The organism is uncultured Devosia sp., assembly GCF_964244875.1.
Classification (GTDB): domain Bacteria; phylum Pseudomonadota; class Alphaproteobacteria; order Rhizobiales; family Devosiaceae; genus Devosia.
In genome coordinates this window covers 1-17,479 of sequence record NZ_CAXTKA010000013.1, presented here as the reverse complement: position 1 = coordinate 17,479, position 17,479 = coordinate 1, and the positions used below count along the sequence as shown (strand labels likewise).

General features: G+C 61.5%; 16 protein-coding genes. 8 read left to right on the top strand and 8 right to left on the bottom strand.

The annotated features are described in order from the left end of the window. Window positions 1-30: 30 nt before the first annotated feature. Entirely contained in the window at window positions 31-753 is a 723-nt protein-coding gene (locus tag ACFE8X_RS14285) for a tyrosine-type recombinase/integrase (RefSeq protein ID WP_375452158.1), read from the bottom strand. A 637-nt stretch (window positions 754-1,390) separates the two neighbouring features. Here ACFE8X_RS14285 and ACFE8X_RS14280 point away from each other — a divergent pair. The 4 genes from ACFE8X_RS14280 (at window position 1,391) to dxs (ending at window position 8,865) form a co-directional block, all read left to right on the top strand. Beyond that, the gene (locus tag ACFE8X_RS14280; protein WP_375452157.1) at window positions 1,391-2,488 is read left to right on the top strand and encodes a hypothetical protein; all 1,098 of its coding nucleotides are present in this window, start codon (window positions 1,391-1,393) and stop codon (window positions 2,486-2,488) included. Window positions 2,489-3,158: 670 nt separating this feature from the next. Then, the gene (locus tag ACFE8X_RS14275; protein ID WP_375452156.1) at window positions 3,159-4,853 is read left to right on the top strand and encodes a murein L,D-transpeptidase; all 1,695 of its coding nucleotides are present in this window, start codon (window positions 3,159-3,161) and stop codon (window positions 4,851-4,853) included. Window positions 4,854-5,109: 256 nt separating this feature from the next. Continuing rightward, entirely contained in the window at window positions 5,110-6,786 is a 1,677-nt protein-coding gene (locus tag ACFE8X_RS14270) for a DUF882 domain-containing protein (RefSeq protein WP_375452155.1), read from the top strand. 147 nt (window positions 6,787-6,933) lie between these two features. Continuing rightward, window positions 6,934-8,865, top strand: a complete 1,932-nt coding sequence (dxs, locus tag ACFE8X_RS14265) for a 1-deoxy-D-xylulose-5-phosphate synthase (protein ID WP_375452154.1) — start codon at window positions 6,934-6,936, stop codon at window positions 8,863-8,865. Between the two features lie 24 nt (window positions 8,866-8,889). On the opposite strand, the gene ACFE8X_RS14260 is transcribed toward dxs, so the two are convergent. Beyond that, the gene (locus tag ACFE8X_RS14260) at window positions 8,890-10,038 is read right to left on the bottom strand and encodes a glycosyltransferase (RefSeq protein ID WP_375452153.1); all 1,149 of its coding nucleotides are present in this window, start codon (window positions 10,036-10,038) and stop codon (window positions 8,890-8,892) included. Between the two features lie 196 nt (window positions 10,039-10,234). On the opposite strand from ACFE8X_RS14260, the gene ACFE8X_RS14255 reads away from it, so the two are divergent. Both ACFE8X_RS14255 and ACFE8X_RS14250 read left to right on the top strand, forming a co-directional pair. Then, window positions 10,235-11,392 (top strand): hypothetical protein, encoded by a 1,158-nt coding sequence (locus ACFE8X_RS14255; RefSeq protein ID WP_375452152.1) that lies wholly within the window; start codon window positions 10,235-10,237, stop codon window positions 11,390-11,392. Further along, complete coding sequence (locus ACFE8X_RS14250; RefSeq protein ID WP_375452151.1) at window positions 11,376-11,993, top strand: hypothetical protein; 618 nt, start codon at window positions 11,376-11,378, stop codon at window positions 11,991-11,993. Before ACFE8X_RS14255 ends, ACFE8X_RS14250 begins: the two co-directional genes overlap by 17 nt. Here the strand turns inward: ACFE8X_RS14250 and ACFE8X_RS14245 are convergent, their stop codons facing one another. The 3 genes from ACFE8X_RS14245 to ACFE8X_RS14235 form a co-directional block, all read right to left on the bottom strand. After that, the gene (locus ACFE8X_RS14245; protein ID WP_375452150.1) at window positions 11,994-13,262 is read right to left on the bottom strand and encodes a hypothetical protein; all 1,269 of its coding nucleotides are present in this window, start codon (window positions 13,260-13,262) and stop codon (window positions 11,994-11,996) included. It abuts the gene before it with no gap. A gap of 112 nt (window positions 13,263-13,374) precedes the next feature. Continuing rightward, window positions 13,375-13,932: a hypothetical protein gene (locus tag ACFE8X_RS14240; RefSeq protein ID WP_375452149.1), complete on the bottom strand. Its 558-nt coding sequence runs from the start codon at window positions 13,930-13,932 to the stop codon at window positions 13,375-13,377. Then, entirely contained in the window at window positions 13,929-14,189 is a 261-nt protein-coding gene (locus tag ACFE8X_RS14235; RefSeq protein WP_375452148.1) for a DUF2312 domain-containing protein, read from the bottom strand. The genes ACFE8X_RS14240 and ACFE8X_RS14235 overlap by 4 nt, the downstream gene beginning before the upstream one ends. A 184-nt stretch (window positions 14,190-14,373) precedes the next feature. Here ACFE8X_RS14235 and ACFE8X_RS14230 point away from each other — a divergent pair, with 184 nt between their 5' ends. Next, the gene (locus tag ACFE8X_RS14230; protein ID WP_375452147.1) at window positions 14,374-14,970 is read left to right on the top strand and encodes a DUF1036 domain-containing protein; all 597 of its coding nucleotides are present in this window, start codon (window positions 14,374-14,376) and stop codon (window positions 14,968-14,970) included. A gap of 22 nt (window positions 14,971-14,992) precedes the next feature. Then, complete coding sequence (gene pyk, locus ACFE8X_RS14225; protein WP_375452146.1) at window positions 14,993-16,429, top strand: pyruvate kinase; 1,437 nt, start codon at window positions 14,993-14,995, stop codon at window positions 16,427-16,429. Window positions 16,430-16,497: 68 nt separating this feature from the next. On the opposite strand, the gene ACFE8X_RS14220 is transcribed toward pyk, so the two are convergent. The 3 genes from ACFE8X_RS14220 to ACFE8X_RS14210 all read right to left on the bottom strand — a co-directional run. Next, the gene (locus ACFE8X_RS14220) at window positions 16,498-16,806 is read right to left on the bottom strand and encodes a TM2 domain-containing protein (protein WP_375452145.1); all 309 of its coding nucleotides are present in this window, start codon (window positions 16,804-16,806) and stop codon (window positions 16,498-16,500) included. A gap of 71 nt (window positions 16,807-16,877) precedes the next feature. Further along, window positions 16,878-17,273, bottom strand: a complete 396-nt coding sequence (locus ACFE8X_RS14215; protein WP_375452144.1) for an SRPBCC family protein — start codon at window positions 17,271-17,273, stop codon at window positions 16,878-16,880. An 87-nt stretch (window positions 17,274-17,360) separates the two neighbouring features. After that, a partial coding sequence (locus ACFE8X_RS14210) for a ribosomal protein bL36 (protein WP_375452260.1) occupies window positions 17,361-17,479 on the bottom strand: 119 nt, incomplete at its 5' end.

Genomic DNA, 17,479 nt, shown 5'->3' with positions numbered 1-17,479 from the left:
CCGAAAACTTGCAACTTGATGGGGCGACCTTTACGTTCCCGCGGCAAGCGCTCGAAGCCGGGCCACGCTCGCATCCACTTTTGGGTGACGATAACGAAGCAGGCCTTTCATATCCACGTGCCCCGAAAAGTCCATCACCTGCTCGCTAGTCCAGCCAGCATCAAAGCACCGAGAAATTGCCTCGTGCCTAAAGTCGTGCCACCTCAGCGTTGCGACACCTGGTAAATCCGACCTTCCCAAACGGTCGGCCCGCTTGGCGGCTCGACCTCGGGCATTTTCAAAGGCCTTCTTGAGTGCGTTTCCAGTGACCTGGAATATCTTGGTGTCACCGCCTGTCCGCGTCAGACTTTCGACGATATTCTGCGCTACTAGGGTCAACAAGATATGGCGGCCACGACCATTTTTTGCGTCACGCAGCCAGATTGTTCCGCGATTAGGGTCGAAGTCCTGCCATTCAAGCCGAAGGCATTCGCCTCTCCGACAGCCTGTCTCCAGCGCAAATCTTGCCGTCAGGAAAACCAGAGGGTCCTTCGCGCTCGATAACTCTCCAAATAGAAACTCCTCTTCGTCCGCTTTTATCCGACGAACACGTTCGTCAATCGCACGGGGCGGCCGGATATGTTCGAGAGGCGAGTACTTCAGTCCAGCCTTTCGGGCCGCCGCGGCAAAGATTGGCTTGAGCAGCGTGAAGTCACGCAGCACAGTATTCGGCTTAACGATTTCCAATCGCTCCGCGATCCAGTCCTCGAACATGTCTTCATGGTCGCAAAATGCGGCGCAAGACAGTACCCCAACGCGATTGCATATGCCGCTTTATCGACAGGCAGTCGCATATTCGCTTGGACCTTCTTGGCGATCGCGACAGCTTCTTCGCCACAGGCGTCGAGCTTTAGCTTGCCTGCCAATCGGCGGCGGAGGCCGTCAAGCAGTTGCCGCGCGAGTTCGTTTCCGCCGCCTGTCGCGGCCCTCGATAGGTCTGCAGTCTTCGAGTTTGTCATGGTTGCCCTCGGACACCGGCAAGGCCGGCCATCGTGTTTGGACGACACTGCAGCCTGCATAGAATTCTTCTCTTTTGTTCAGGAATTCTGCCGCGAAATGCACGAAAACGGCGTGATCGATCGCCCCTTTAATCCACTTGGCAACGTACATGAGTGTGCCATGGTGTTTGACATGACCAGCGGGTTGATGGGTCAATTTGTCAGGCTTGTTCGACGGGCTCTGAAGCGCGCCCTGCTTGAGGGCAAGACGGCACTCGATTGGGAGACTTTGTGCCTTTCTTATTCTACTTGGAGAAAACTCGACAAAAGCCTAGGCCGGTACGACCCCTGCGTCAGGGCCCTAAGCCAAATACCGTTTTGGCCGTTCGAGGAGTGGTGGGGGCATCCAGGCAATGATCGATATCGATAAAGTTCTGCCTCTTATCGTCGTCACCCCGCCATTTCCCGATGAAAGTTTCCAGGGGTTTTTTGCCAGAACTCTGTCGAAAACTGCTGCCCGAAGCAGAAATTTGGGACTCGCTTTGGCAACCGTGGCGCCAAGACCAAGAACAAAGAGAACCTTCTTTTCTGTTGTTGAACTTGCCAACTTAGCGACGCTACTGAATGTGGACGTAGCGTTGCTCACAACAATGTCGCTCCCTGACGTAAGTCGGAAAAGACATCCGTTAAAGCGTGTAAGGAGCTTTTACGGAACTCGTATCCCATTTTCTATGGTTGACCTAAACGTACGCAGAATTTCGCCAACTGCGCTTGGAAATAGCAGCTTTCATCGCGCAATGTGGACCCTCAAACTTTTCCATCTGGATGGAGAAACGCTAGAACTTTTGATGTCCCGCTGCCCAGTGTGCAACCAGCAACTCGGATGGCAGCGATCTGTTCACCCAGCAGCTTGTGATACTTGCGTGGATAATGCCGGCCGCAGCAATGTTGACCTCAGAGATTACCCATCTGGACCATACGAAATGGAAGATCCTGATGCGTACCGATATGTGTATTCGCTGATAAACCCCATCACGGAAGGTCAGTATGAAAGTCCGCAAGATTTCTCTGGTGTAAGCCGCGCCGTGTGTTTCGAGGCGATTTTCGCCATGGTACGCTGGATGCTTCAAGAGCCGATTACTCGAAGCACTCTATCGTCACCGAAGGAGGGAATTTATCAGAAAATTGGTCCTGAGGTGGTGGCGTCTGCCGGTCGATACTTTTTGGGGGGTTTTCGAGGGTTGCGAGACTTCGAGACCCAATTTCCAGGCGTGTCTCATATTCGATCATTCGGGGTAATTGTCAGTCTCAACAACTATCTTGGGGCAGGCGTAAAATCTTTATTCGAAGACGTTTTGAGACCATCTCGAGCGCGCCTAGCACCAATTGGTTTACGGTCAGTTGATTGGCTCTATGCGCGAAGCGCAATGCCAAAAGCCGCTATTGAGTTTAGCAGACCGCGAAATGAGCGACAGGTGGAGCGGCACGCAAAAAGTCGTGAGAGAAGATAGGGTCCGGGCGCTCGAACCACTCTATCGAGACATTCTCAGCTTCAAACGCTGCTCGGACATTCTAGGGCTCACTTCGCCAGAAATCACCAAGTTGATTGCGCTTGGTGTGTTTCATCAGGTGCCAGGCGTCATAAGCCTCGGCACCGTAAATAGACAGTTTTTGAGCGGGGCATCCGTGACTGAGGCCTTGAAAAAATTAGACAACAAAGCCCAGCGCTCTGAACTTCGCGCAGAATTAGATTTTCGACGTTCATGTTACCGGACGCCCTTCCCTATTTTTTGCGCCTTAGCGGCGGCGCTCGATGATGAAGTTGAGGTGTGTTACACCAATTCCCCATTGCCTTGTTGGTCAGATGCTTACGGGCCGCGTTCTGCCACTCAATTCAAGAACGCTATTGTTCGGATTTTTAACTCCTCGGTTGCGCGTTAGTACGTTTCACGCATGTGTTGGCGGAATTTCGGCACGATATTGTTGTTGCGTTTTAGCGGGATTTGATGCGCTTTAGCTGGGACCGCATAACGTTGCATCGCCGCCACAATACCCGCTCACAACGTTGCGAGCGATTGCACCTGTTAAGATTTGCGGCGTATTGATTTCCCATGCGCGGTGCGGCTGACCAGGGTTTCGAGTCGACGCCGTGTTGACCGCATCAGCGTCGCCGGAGTTTTCATGAACAAGTTTTTGGTTTGCCTTTTCGCCGCTCTTGCCGGCGTTGGCGGGACCATGCCGGCGCTGGCGCAGGACAGTGCGGCCGCGATCCCGACCCGGGTCGTCATCGCCCCGCCCCAGAGCGCCACGGCCCGGATCATCAAGGATGCATTGTCTTCCGCCTATTACGGCGCTGCCAAGGGCGGCACTGCGTATGGGGAGGCCCAGAAGCTTTACTTTTTTTATGGGGAACGCCATTTCGAGCCGATCTGGCTCACCCAGGCCCCTTCGGGTGATGTCGCCTTTTCGGCTTCCGCCCAGAAAATCCTTAAGCTCTTCCTGCAGGCTGGCGCCGAAGGTCTGCGCCCCGGCGACTACCTGACCCCCGATCTCGACGTGGCCGGCGCCAAGGGCGATCCCCTCAAGATGGCCGCGCTGGAAACCGCGTTCTCCGCAGCCGCCATGCGTTATGCCAGCGATATTTATACCGGCCGCATCCGCCCGATGTCGATTTCGGAAAACCTCGACATCCAGCCCAAAAACCTTGATCAGTCGGCCCTGATGCTCAAGCTTGCCGCCAGCGACGATCCTGGCGCGGTGCTCGCCGCGCTCGAGCCCACGCATCCCGAATTTCTGGCGCTCAAGGCGGCCCTCGCCACGTTCGATGATGGCAGCGTCACCCAGCCCGTCACCATCCCGGCCGGCGTCACCCTCAAGCCTGGTATGACCGACGACCGCGTGCCGCTGCTGCGCCAGCGCTTCGAATTGATCGCCGTGCCCGATACGCTCTATGACGACATGCTGGTGGAAGCGATCAAGACCTTTCAGGCCAGCCTCGGACTGACCACTGACGGCGTCATGGGCCCGGCCACCGTCGCCGCGCTCAATGGCGGCTCGGCGATCACGCGGGCTGATATCGTGGCCAATATGGAGCGCTGGCGCTGGATGCCGCGCGATCTGGGTGCCTTCAACGTCCTGGTCAACCTGCCCGAATATCGCCTGGCCATCAATCGCGACGGCAAGGAAGTGTACACCACTCGCGTCGTGATTGGTGCCACCGCCCACCAGACGCCGATCTTTTCCGACGCGATCCGCCACATCGTGGTCAATCCCTACTGGAACGTGCCCGCCTCGATCATCGCCAACGAGATCGCGCCCAAAACGCGCGCCAACCCCGGCTATATCGCCAGCCAGAACATGGACCTGCTCTATAACGGCAACGTGGTCAGCGCCTCCTCGGTGGATTGGCTGGCGGTCGGCAACAGCTTCCCGTTCCGCGTGCGCCAGCGCCCCGGCGCCGGCAATGCCCTGGGCCAGATCAAGTTCCTGTTCCCCAACAAGCATGACGTGTACCTGCACGACACCCCGTCCAAATCGCTGTTCGCCCGCGACTATCGCGCCTATAGCCATGGCTGTATTCGGGTGCAGAACCCCATGGATTTCGCTGATGCCCTGATGGCCAACGAAACCACCATCACCCGCGCTTCGCTCGAAGCCATGTTCGGCACCCGCGAGACCTGGGTCAATCCCGAGCACCAGATCCCCGTCCACCTGGCCTACTTCACCCTGCGGGTCGAACCCGACGGGTCGCTCCGCTCGTTCGGCGACGTCTATGGCCACAATGCCAGGCTGATCGAGGCGATGGGCCTCAATAGCCCCACGACACTGGCACCGCCCGCACCCGTGTCGATCGAGGACACCACCCTCTCCCCCTGATCCATTGCCCCACAGGCAATGTGCGATGCCGCTGGAGGTGCCCGCAACGATCAGGCGGGCGTCGCTGCGTTAATATCCGCTTCACACTTTGGCCTTGGTTCAGCCCGCATTTACCGCTAAAAATGCAACGGTACGGCCTTGAGGGGACATGAAAGGCTCACCATTCGTTAGCGTTAACAAGTTCTACGCGACTTTGCGCTAACCTTTATCGATCAGCAGCAACCGGGCAGAGTTCAGCGTGACGGGGACAGCTTTTTTGATACGCAACCATATTGCGCGGCTCGTTGCCGCAATCCTTTTGAGCATCATGGCCTTGCCGGCGCTGAGCACAGCCGCCAGCGCTGCCAGCGAGCGCAGCCTTTATCTTTACTATACTCACACCGGCGAGACCGCGCGCATCGTCTTCAAGCGCAACGGCCAATATGTCCAGGCCGGGCTGAACCAGCTCAACCAGTTCCTGCGCGATTGGCGCCACAACGACCCCGCGAAAATGGACCCAGCTTTGTTCGATCTGGTCTGGGAAGTCTATCAGGAAGTCGGCGCATCCCAGCCGATCAACGTCGTTTCCGCCTATCGCAATCCGGCCACCAACGCCATGCTGCGCCAAAGCTCGTCCGGCGTTGCCGAAAATTCCCAGCACATGCGCGGCCGCGCCATGGACTTCTTTATTCCCGGCATTTCGCTGACCAAGCTGCGCGCCACCGCCATGCGCAAGCAGGTCGGCGGCGTCGGCTTCTATCCCACCTCGGGCAGCCCCTTCGTGCATCTTGATACCGGCAATGTGCGTGCCTGGCCGCGCATGACCCGCGCCCAGTTGCAGCAGGTCTTCCCCGACGGACGCACCCTGCATCTGCCCACTGATGGCAAGCCGCTATCCCAGGACGGCCGCAACTATGCCCAGGCCCAGTGGCAGCAATGCCATACCGTGCCCTGCAATGGCGGCAGGCGCTACAATGAAACCGCGGTTGCCAGCAATGACAAGCCCGGCTCCGGCCGGTCACTGGCCGATATGTTCTTCGGCAAGGGCGATGCACCAGCTGCCGCCGTTGTCACGTCGGTACAAACCGCCTCGGTTGCACCCGGCCAGATTGTCGCCAATGCCCCCGTTCCGATGAACCGCCCGGCCGCGCTCGGTGTGCCCGCCAGCATGGCCGCGATCGATCAGCCGCCTGCTTTGCCCTTCTCCACCACCGGCAGCGCACCGCTCGATGACGCCGAAATCCTGTCTGCCAGCGCAGCACCGTTTCCAGCGATGAAATCGCAGTCCATGCTGGTCGCAACGGCCGCAGCGCTGCCCGCCGGCAGTCCGGAAACCGCCGTCACCGCACTTGCCGCGCTCACCGCTCCCGTGCCGCAGCCCCGGCTGCAGATGAGCAACCCGCCGCCCGAGATCGTCACCGCCTACGCGCCGGTCCTGACCCAGGACCCTCAATCCCAGCGCGCCCTGCAGATGATCATCGATCGCAATTCCACGGCCGGCACCGCGCCTGCAACGCCCATAAAGACCTTTGGCGTGCTGCCGCCCCTGCCCGGCACCGCTGCCAGCCTGCGCACCGCCTCGCTCGGTGGCCAGCCGTCCGGTGCCGCCCTTGCAGGGCTGTTCGACCGGACCTTCGACGCCGTCCAGCAGCAACCCCACAACGCGCCCATGGCGGCAGCACTCGCCGCTCGCGTGGCCCGTCCCGCCGCGAATGAGATGCGCGATGTCGAGCTGATCGCACCCGACCTCGAACATGTCGCCGAGGTCTTCATGGTCCCCGCCGTCATAAGTTCGGACCATTTCGCGGTCATCTTCGACCATGACGAGGCCGATTTCGATCCTACTACGGAAATGGGCCGCTATGTGACGGTCATGGGCGTCGGCGACGTGCCCGCAGAGTTCAGCGCCGTGCGTTTCGAGCCCGGCAAGCCGCTCGACAGGGTCATCGATTAAAGGCGCGCCTTCGCCCAATTTCCGGCATCATCGCCCTTTAGCCCTGAGCCACTGCGTTTGGCGCTGTGCCCTGTGATGGTTGCAAAGCCAGGGCCTTCGGCCTAGACGTGGTCCATCGTTTTCTGTGCTTGGCAAAGGATGTCCCGCTTGCCCGACAAGCCGCTCACGCCCCTGCTTGATACCGTCCTGACACCCGCCGATCTGCGCGCCATGCCGCGCGAAAACCTGTCGGCTTTGGCTGACGAGCTGCGTGCCGAGGTGATCGACGCCGTTTCGGTCACCGGCGGTCACCTGGGCGCGGGTCTGGGCGTCATCGAGCTGACGGTGGCGCTCCATGCGGTGTTCGACACCCCCTATGACCGCATCATCTGGGACGTTGGCCACCAGGCTTACCCGCATAAAATCCTGACTGGCCGGCGTGATCGCATTCGCACCCTGCGGCAAAAGGCCGGCCTTTCCGGCTTCACCCGCCGCGCCGAAAGCCAGTATGATCCATTCGGCGCCGGCCATTCCTCGACCTCCATCTCCGCCGGCCTCGGCATGGCGGTTGCGAGCGATTTGCAGCATGAGCCGCGCAATGTCATCGCCGTCATCGGCGATGGCGCCATGTCCGCCGGCATGGCTTACGAAGCCATGAACAATGCCGGCGCCATGGATGCCCGCCTGATCGTCATCCTCAACGACAACGACATGTCCATTGCGCCACCCACCGGCGCCATGAGCGCCTACCTGGCGCGGCTGGTCTCCAGCCCCACTTATCGCGGCATGCGCGAAACGGCCAAGTCGCTGACCAAGCGCCTGCCGCAATTTTTCCACGAGCCCGCGCGCCGCACCGAGGAGTTTGCCCGCTCCTTCTTCACCGGCGGCACCCTGTTCGAAGAACTCGGCTTCTACTATGTCGGCCCCATCGACGGCCATAACCTCGATCACCTGCTGCCCGTGCTCGACAATGTTCGCGATGCCGATGATGGCCCCATCCTCGTTCACGTCGTTACCAAGAAAGGCAAGGGCTATGGCCCGGCCGAAGATTCTGCCGACAAGTATCACGGCGTGTCCAAGTTCAACGTCATCACCGGAGCCCAGGCCAAGACGCCTTCCAACGCGCCGTCCTACACCAATGTGTTCGCCGAAGCCCTGATCCAGGAAGCTGCTGACGATCCCCGCATCGTCGCCGTCACTGCCGCCATGCCTTCGGGCACCGGGCTCGACAAGTTCGCCGAGATTTTTCCGACCCGCATTTTCGACGTCGGCATCGCCGAGCAGCACGCGGTAACCTTCGCGGCGGGGCTTGCCACCGAAGGCATGCGCCCGTTCTGCGCTATTTATTCGACGTTCCTGCAACGCGCCTACGACCAGGTGATCCACGACGTGGCCATCCAGCACCTGCCGGTGCGGTTCGCCATCGACCGGGCCGGCTATGTCGGCGCTGACGGTCCCACCCATGCCGGCAATTACGACGCCGCCTATCTCGGCGCTGTTCCCGGCATCGTGCAGATGGCGGCAGCCGACGAGGCCGATCTCAAGCATATGGTCGCCACGGCCACCGCCTATGATGATGGCCCGATCGCCTTCCGCTATCCGCGCGGCGAGGGCATAGGGGTCGATCTACCCGCTCGCGGCATCGCCCTGCCCATTGGCAAGGGCCGCATCATGCGCCAGGGCTCGACCATCGCGATCCTGTCTTATGGCGCGCGCTTGGCTGAAGTCCTGGCCGCCGCCGACCGGCTCGCGGCGCTTGGCCTCAATCCCACCGTCGCCGATGCCCGCTTCCTGAAACCGCTCGACGAGCAGCTGATCGCGCGCCTGGCCGAGCAGCACGACGTCTTGCTGAGTGTCGAGGAAGGCTCGATCGGCGGCTTCGGCAGCCATGTGGCGACGTTCCTTGCCATCAGTGGCCTGATGGACGGCAAGTTGCGTTTCCGGCCCCTGATGATTCCAGACCATTTCGTCGAGCACGCCAGCCAGGCCGACATGTACGCCGCGGCCGGGCTCGACCGTGCCGGCATCGTCGCCACCGCATTGACGACGCTCGGCTATGACGAGGCCGCCATGGCCGCCGCCCTGGGCAAGATTAGCTAGAGCCCTTGCGGTTGGCCGCCCGCTTTATTTCCAGGTGAACGCGCGGGTCACCGCATAGTTGAATACCGAGCTCATCACCGCGCCGGCCAGGCCCGCAACGAACGTCTGGTGCCGCAACTCGTAGATGCCGCTCGCCACCGAGATATTGGCGATCCCGCCCAAAGCGCAGATCGCGTAAAACCCGATCAATCCGAACACCAGCTTGCGGCCACGCAGTCGCCGGTCGGCATAGGTCAGGTTATTGTTCAAGAAGAAATTCCAGGTCATCGCCACCAGCGTCGCGGCAATCTGGGAAACCACGAAGTTTGCGCCCAGCCCCGACGTGAACACCCCCAGCGTCGCCATATGGACGACAACGCCGGTTACCCCGACAAGACCGAACAGCAGGAAGCTGGGCGGCAGCACGCCGCCGCTGAGCTTGGATGCCCATAGCCCTAGATATTGGATCACGATCAACGGGTTCATTTTGCTTTCGCCCGCATGGCGCGGCCGGAACACATAAGGCACTTCGGCAATCGTCAGCGGCTTGCCGCCACGGGCCGATGTCACGATCAGATCGATCAATATCTTGAACCCGTCGCTGGCCAGCTTGGGCGCTACCGCCTCGAACCGATCGCGGCGCACCAGGAAAAACCCGCTCATCGGGTCGCTGATCGGCTGTCCGGCGATCATCGCCGCCATCCTGGTCGCCATCTGGCTGCCCGACAGCCGCGCGGCGCTCAGACCCTCTCCGGCCGACCCCTCGCCCGCAAAGCGCGTTCCCACCACCAGATCCGCTCCGGCCAGTGCCTTGTCCAGCATTTGCGGCAGAATGGCTTCGTCATGCTGCAGATCGGCATCGATGACGGCGACGAACGGCGCCGCAGTTGCCGCCATGCCCTCGACGCAGGCCGAAGACAGGCCCCGCCGTCCAAAGCGCCGGATGCAGCGCACATTGGCGTAAACCCGGGCCATTTCGTTGACCACATCGGCCGTCCCATCGGGACTGTTGTCATCCACGACGATCATTTCCCAGGCTGTCTCACCCAGCGCGATCGCCGTTTTCTCGTATAGCAGCTCGATATTGTCCCGCTCGTTGAAGCTGGGAACGATAACCGCCAATTGTGGAGGATGGCCGGTGCCGATTGTGTTGCGCAGGTCGTCAACTCTGGCTTGGCCATCAACTTGCATCATTAACACATCCGCTACGCTGAATTTTTTCTAACTGGCAAAAAGCACGAAAGGCGCCTGCGGTTGCATGCAAGTCTGCAATGGCAGCCCTGCGCAAGGCGCACATATCGGCCCGGCGCATCCCATGGGATGAGTTGACAAGCATGCGCGCGCCCGGCCATCTCATCGCCGCGACCTCACAGCAATGGAATTTAGCCTAGTGCAGCAGATGCTCCAGCCGGCAACGACACGCCGTTCCCGCGCCGCGATGATCGTTATTCTGCCCATGGTGTTTCTGCTGCTCGGCCTCGCCCTGCGGTTCCTGGCCTTTCGCATGTCTCGTCCCGAACTCGATCCGTCGGGATTTATCCAGTCGATGTGCCGCTGGGATTGCGGCTGGTACATCAAGCTGGCCCAGACCGGCTATGATCCCTATCCGGTCCCCAGCCGCATCAATGCCGGCAACTGGGCCTTCTTTCCGTTCTATCCGCTTCTGGTCGGCGCCGTTCGCACGCTGCTGCCGTTTCCCACCATCGTGACCGCGACCATCGTCTCGCTGCTCACCACTTATGCCGCCGCCATCGCCGCCTGGCCTTTGTTCAACAAGGATTTGCATGCCTATACGCTCTATGCCGCCTACCTGCTGAGCGGGCCGTTTTCATTTTATTTCACCAGCTTCCTGACCGAGCCGATGTTCGTGCTGACCATGACCCTGGTGTTTGTCATGCTGGCGCGCGCCAACTATCTCGGCGCAGGCCTCGCCACCGCCTTCCTGTCGGCGACCCGGATTGTGGGCGTCTTTGCCGCCCTGTCGCTGGTGCTGCAGGCAGCGCTCGACCATCGCGCCGATACCGGATCATGGCGCGGCCTGATCCCCGCCTTTCTCAAGCACCCGAACCTGCTGCTGGCCATCTTCATCGCCCCACTTGGCGCCTTCGCCTATATGGCCTTCCTGCATTTCTATGTTGGTGACGGCCTGGCGTTCCAGCATGTGCAACGCGCCTGGGGCCGCCCCTTCGGTAATCCGGTGTTCTTTGTCTGGCAGGGCCTGACCTCCTGGCCGAGCGAGGGTTATTGGCCAACCTCCTCGCAATGGCTGGCACTGGCCGCAACGATCGGCATCGCCTTGACCATCACCCTGGCCGTTCGCCGGCAATGGGCCCAGGCGCTGTTTGCTGCCATTGCACTCATCCTGCCGCTCTTTGCCGGCTTGGCCTCGATGATCCGGTTTACCAGCGCCATGGTGCCCATCGTCGTCATGACCATGCAAGTGCTGGCCTCCCGGCGCTGGCTGTTCGTCCTCAGCCTCGTTCTCATTGTAGCGCTGGGCTACCTCATTCCTCTGGCCTGGTTGGGCAACAATGTCGCTCTTGTCTGATCCCAGGCCCGGCTCGGCCCGCTTCATCGCCACCTATGGGGCGGTAGCCGTGCTAGCCCTGCTCGAATTGGCCATCGCATGGCAGGCCATTCACCCCGACGTGCCCCCCGATTACCGCGCCTACTATATCGATCAGACCACCACCTGCATGCGCCAGCCCGTCAGTGGTGCCTATAGCCTGGGCGCCACCATCGACTTCCGCTCCGGCGGGGACGACACCACCGAACTGCGCCCCTGCGGCTGGGAAGGTCCGGCCGGCGACGGCCTGCACCTGTTGGGCGAAACCGCCCGCCTGCGCTTTGCCGTGAGCGAGCCCAATGGCTCGCTCACCCTGACGCTGGCGCTGAGTGCCATCAACACGGACGGCGCCCCCGATCAGCGCGTTGTGGTCTCGGCCAACGACACACCCCTGGGCACTGCCATCGTCGCGCATGGGCAAAGTGCCACCGTGTCCTTTGCCATTCCCGCCGGCCTCGCCACGGCGACCGGGCTGTTGGACATCGTCCTCGATGTTCCCGACGCCGTGAGCGGTCGACCCGGCGACTCCAACACCCGCAAGCGTTCGATCAAGCTGACCGCGGCGACCCTGTCGCCGGCCTGATCAGCTGTCCTGCTTCAGGTAATTGTCGCCATCGATCACCAGCAACTCGTCCGAACCCACTTCGGGCTGGAACAGGCTGAGCGTCTTGGTTTGGCCATCCTCGCCTTCCAGCGCGATGCTGAACCCGTCCACCCGGTAATGCCCCGCCTCGTTCGGCTTGTCATCACCACCGGTCACCGACGTCGACCCACCGCCGGTGTCGTTGCTCGAGGAAAATCCGGACCAGCCGGTCATGGTGAAGCTGCCATCGGGCCGCATCGTCAGGATACGCTCCGAGGAAACGCCGCCCGACGAGGTCGCGGTCATGCCGCTCGAGGCCCAGAAATAGCGCCAGCTGCCATCGAACTGCGTATCCGCGTCAAGCGGCGGAATGCGGTTATAACTGTCATCCCCGATGGTTAGCTCATCCCCGCTTTGGGTGAACGCCTCGCTCTCCACTTCGGTAATGCCGTATTCGTCGGGCGCGCCGGTGATCTCGATCTGGCTGGCTTTGCTGAACAGCCCGCCGCCCTTGAGCGCATAGGTGCCGCAATCGTCCGGCGTTGCCTGGCAATGGTCGGCCACGCTGACCCCGCTGGCCGGAATCTGCTCGCTGTACAGCCCCGAGGGACCAAACGCCTTGATGACGCTTTCACTCTGAAAATCCATCCCGCCAAACACATTGGGCATCAGGCTGGTCTGCAGACTCGTGAACACTCCATCCACGCCGCCGCCGCCCGGCGCCTTGACGCCGCTGGGTTCAGCCTGGTCGGACGGTCGCAACGAGCGCACCATCTGCTTGAACGCCGCACGCGGCGCTTCGTCGGCATCCGAATCCAGATTGAGCTGGATCATCATCAGGAAATATTGGCCGTCCGCCATCTCCACGCCGGCGGTGGTCGAGCTCAACAGGATGTCGTCGCGATAACCGCAACACACCGATTGCAGGCGTGCCCGATGCCCGTCCAGCGTCAAGCCATCGCGCTCCAGGCTCGGATCTTCGTCCTTGAGTTCGGGCACGGTGCTCGCAAGCACGTCGAAATTGGCGTCGAACCCGCCTTTGCTCTGTGGCCCGATCACCTGCACGAGCACGCCGCCCGAGCTGCCGTCCTCATTCTTTATGGCGGTTTGCAGCATCAAGCCGCCGGCCTCGCCCTCCTGGCGCTTCCACCCCTGCCCCACCGCAGGCAAATCGAACTGCGCCTTGCCGATCCTGACCGTATCGTCCGCCGCGCTGGCCCCAACGACCGTGCCCAGCAGCACCAGGCTCCCCAATATCGCCTTCAGCATCTCAACCCTCTTGAACGCTCTAAAAGGTTGAACTTTCAAGCCCACATGCGGCAGGAACATGACAGCGCAAGCCTCGCCGTTACGCGTCGACATCGTGATGGCGCGGGCCAGACTAGTGCGGCAGCTTATAGCGCGACCCCTCGCAGCCGTTCTTGGCCCAATAGTCCCTGACAGGAACATACGAGCCACTCGCCAGGCTCTGGACCTGCGCCGTATAGGCCATCGCCCGGCATTCGTCGGTGCCCGCCACCACATGCACCATTTCATGCAGGATCGTCGTCTCGCGCAAGGCGTCGGCACCAGCTGAAAAGAATTGCGGACAGATCGTCAGCACCACAGCGCCCTGCGTGATCGCCGGCGTGACATAGGCCGCGAACCCGGCACAGAGCCCCCGCCCATTCTCCGCGACGCTGATCTGCACTGCCAGCGTCTCGCCCCACACGCTCGAGGCAAACCGCAGCCGCGTCAGCGCATTCCGGTACTCGCTTGTGGGCACGCCCATGCTGGTGTCACCCAGCGCGCCCGACACCTGCCCGAAAGTTTGCGCCGCCGCCGCCAAGGCGTCCTCGATCAGGCGCGTCTCCTGCGCCTGGGCAGCATGTGTCAGCCCCAGCCCGCAGATCAGCGCCGCGACGGCCCGGCGCAACACCGGCCGTTCTCCCCGGGTCAATCCTCGCTCGGCGCCGCCACCATGCCCAGAGCCGACAGATAAAGCTCCAGGATCGCCTCATGCTCCTGGCGTTCGCTGGCATCCTGCTTGCGAATGCGCACGATTTCGCGGATCACCTTGGTGTCGAAGCCATTGCCCTTGGCTTCGGCATAGATTTCCTTGATGTCGGCGGCGATGGCGGCCTTTTCCTCTTCCATGCGCTCGATCCGTTCGATGAACGCACGCAATTGGTCCTGGGCAACACTCTCTTCAGCCATCGATTGCATCCTCTGCTTTGAACGCCTGCTTTCAATCCTAGTGCGGCCTCGGGTTCAAGCGCTTTCCCCTCCAATCCACACGCGCTTGCCCCCAAGCCCCCATTTCGGTCAAATCATCCCTATGGCCATTGACGCAGGCTCCCCTTGCGCTCAAAACGATGCCTCCGTCCCCATGATATCCGGCATGCCCTTGCATAAACTTCGTCTTGGCCTCGCCCTTGTCGGCGCGCTGATCGCCAGCGTTTTGTTTTTCTCGCTGCCCGCCCGGGCCGATTTGCGCGTCTGCAACGAAACCGCCAATCCCTTGACCGTCGCCCTTGGCTACCGCGCCGAGCGCGGCTGGATGAGCGAAGGCTGGTGGCAGACACCACCCGGCGATTGCCGCGTCCTCTATCAGGGCGATCTGGAACGGCGCTTCTACTACCTGTTCGCCGCCGACGACATTGCCGGGGGCGCCTGGGATGGATCGGTGTTCATGTGCACCCGTGACGAAACCTTCACAATATTCGGGGTTGAGGATTGTCTCGCGCGCGGCTATGAGCGCACCGGGTTCTTTGAAATCGATACACAAAATCGGAGCGATTGGACCTTGCAACTCACCAATGGTGGCGACGGTCCGGGCACCGACGCTGTCGAGGGCGGCGACGATCCGACCTTTCTGGTCGATCCGGATACGCCGGGAGCCCCGCCACTGCCCGACGACATGCCGATGGACGGTGCGTCGGACCTGCCGCTTGATGAGGCGCCCATGGATGGCGAACCACCAGCGCCGAACAACTGACGACCAACCGGACGGATACGCCATGAGACGCTTGAGACGCGTAAAGATCGTCGCCACACTGGGACCTGCCAGCCAGGACGAGCGCATGATCGAGGAACTCGCCCGCGCCGGCGCCGACGTGTTCCGCATCAACATGAGCCATGCCAGCCACGAGCTGCTGCACCAGACGGTGGCGCGCATCCGCAACGTGGAAAAAACCCTCAACCATCCGCTGGGCATTCTGGTGGACCTGCAGGGCCCTAAGCTGCGCGTGTGGAAATTTGCCGAAGGCGCCGTCCATCTGGTCGCCGGCCAGAAATTCATTCTCGACAGCACCGATGCCCCCGGCACCATCGAGCGCGTTTACCTGCCCCATCCCGAAATCATTGAAAGCGTTTCCGTCGGCGATCGGCTGCTGCTCGATGATGGCAAGCTGGCCCTCAAGGCCACCCGCGTCGGCAATGGCGCCATCGAGACCGAGGTCATCTATGGCGGCAAGCTGTCCGACAAAAAGGGCGTCTCCCTGCCCGACACCCTTTTGCCAACGGGCGCCCTGACGCAAAAGGACCATGCCGATCTGCTCGAAGGCCTCAAGGCCGAAGCCGACTGGATAGCGCTGAGCTTCGTGCAACGGCCCGAGGACATCATCGATGTTCGCAAGATCGTCCAGGGCCGCGCCGGCGTCATGGCCAAGATCGAAAAGCCCCAGGCCATCGAGCGGCTCGAAGAGATCATCAAGCTGTGCGACTCCATCATGGTCGCGCGCGGCGACCTTGGCGTCGAACTGCCGCTCGAAACCGTGCCGGGCCTGCAAAAGCGCATGATCCGCATGGCGCGTCGCTACGGCAAGCCGGTAGTCGTTGCCACCCAGATGCTGGAATCCATGATCACCGCGCCCGTGCCGACCCGCGCCGAGGTGTCCGACGTCTCGATCGCGGTGTTCGAAGGTGCCGACGCCATCATGCTATCGGCCGAATCGGCATCGGGGCAATATCCCGTCGAAGCCGTCTCGACCATGAACAGGGTGGCCATTGCCGTCGAAGGCGACGCCAATTATCGCGGCATTATCCGCGCCTCCCAGACCGAGCCGGAAGCCACCGCTGCCGACGCCATTTCCGCGGCAACCCGCCAGGTGGCCGAAACGCTCGACCTGGCCGCCATCGTCACCTATACCGCCTCCGGCTCCACCGGCATTCGCGCCGCGCGCGAGCGTCCTGCCAAGCCGATCATCGTGCTGTCGCCCAACCAGCGCACCATCCGCCGCATGTCGGTGGTTTGGGGCGTCCATTGCGTGCAGACCGAGGACGCCGTGAGCCTTGAGGACATGGTCGACCGCGCCTGCGTCATCGCTTATCAGGAAGGTTTTGCCCGTCCCGGCGACCGCATTGCCATCACGGCCGGCATTCCCCTGGGCACGCCCGGCGCCACCAACATGCTGCGCATCGCCTTCGTCCGCCAGGACGGCGCCGGCTCGAGCTGACCAGCATTGACCTTGAACAAATAAGGGCCCGCGCAAGCGGGCCTTTATGTTCGACATGGAGGTTCGCCTCAGCGCCGCGACGAAAACACGCGATCGGCAATGCGGCTGTTCCGGCTCGCCACGATCCCCGGGATCAACAGCGCGTCGATCAGCCACCACAGGCCAACGACAAACCACAAAAAGCCCAGCAACCCAAACGAGACCAGCGTGATCACCAGCGTCACGGCCGATAGAACCAGCATGACCATGCCGCTGATCGGCCGGCTGAGATAGAACCGATGCGCTCCCACATAGCCAAGAAAAAACCACAGCAGATAGGCAACGAGCAGCGACTTCTTTTCGATATCGTACTGGGCCGAGGTTCGATCCATGGTCATGGCATTGTCTCCGTTTTCTCGAAGATGGGACGAATTTTCCTCCGGTCAAGTCCTGCAGCCCGATCGACGCGCTAGGCTTCCAGCAGGCTCTTAAGCGCCAGGAAGTCGGTGGTAATCCACTCCACCGCCGAGCTGAACTCTGCGTCGCTCATCCCCTCGCGGCGAAAGAACATGAAACTCAGCTCGCTCCCCTCTTCGTTGGCGACGACCCGCATCGGATTGTAGATGACCTCCCCGCCCGGCGCAAAAATGGCATGGTCGAGCACGCCATGGGGATTGGGCGGGCTGAAGCGGAAATGCCGCAAGCCGAACGGCGTCTCTGCCTGCCAATCGCCGTTGTCCAAAGGCTTCAGGCTACCCTTGTCCACCGCCGCCCACTGCTCGTAGTTGATGGGCGTGGCGAGATACGCGTAAACCTCTGCCAGCGGTCGCAGGATCGAAACACTGATGGTATGCGTGCGCCGCATGCTCGTTTCCCGGCGCCGACTCGACGGCACAAAAGCAGCAAAGCCCGCTTTCGCGGGCTTTGCAATTCATTGCGAAAAAGCGATGGCTCAGCCTTGGCGAGCCTTGTAGCGCTTGTCCACCTTGTTGATGATATAAACGCGCCCGCGACGGCGGACGAGCTTGTTCGCGCGGTGGCGAGTCATCAGCGCCTTCAGCGAGTTGCGGA